General features: G+C 48.6%; 1 protein-coding gene. It reads right to left on the bottom strand.

Annotated features, from left to right (window positions below):
- On the bottom strand, positions 1-255 hold a 255-nt coding region (locus tag M3221_RS26005), incomplete at both ends, for a transposase (RefSeq protein ID WP_251274838.1).

Genomic DNA, 255 nt, shown 5'->3' with positions numbered 1-255 from the left:
ACATGTATTTATTCTGCGCCGTATGGCGCAGGTGGTCCGCTTCTTCAAGATAGTGTTCCCATATATGCCGGTGAACCAGCTTCATATGATTCTGGCTCTGAGTACACACAGACAGAAATGGGCATTCTGCGCAATGATGAGGATTAGAAGCATACTGCCTGTATCCTTCACGCGTAGTCGTGCGGTAAGAAAGCACCTGCCCCTCCGGGCAGATGTAGCAGTCATAGTGCTCATCATAAGCATAGTCACTCTTCT

The organism is Domibacillus indicus (genome assembly GCF_023715895.1).
In the GTDB taxonomy this organism is placed as follows: domain Bacteria; phylum Bacillota; class Bacilli; order Bacillales; family Domibacillaceae; genus Domibacillus; species Domibacillus indicus_A.
Note: the sequence above shows the minus strand (reverse complement) of the source record. Positions and strands in the feature narration are given on the sequence as shown.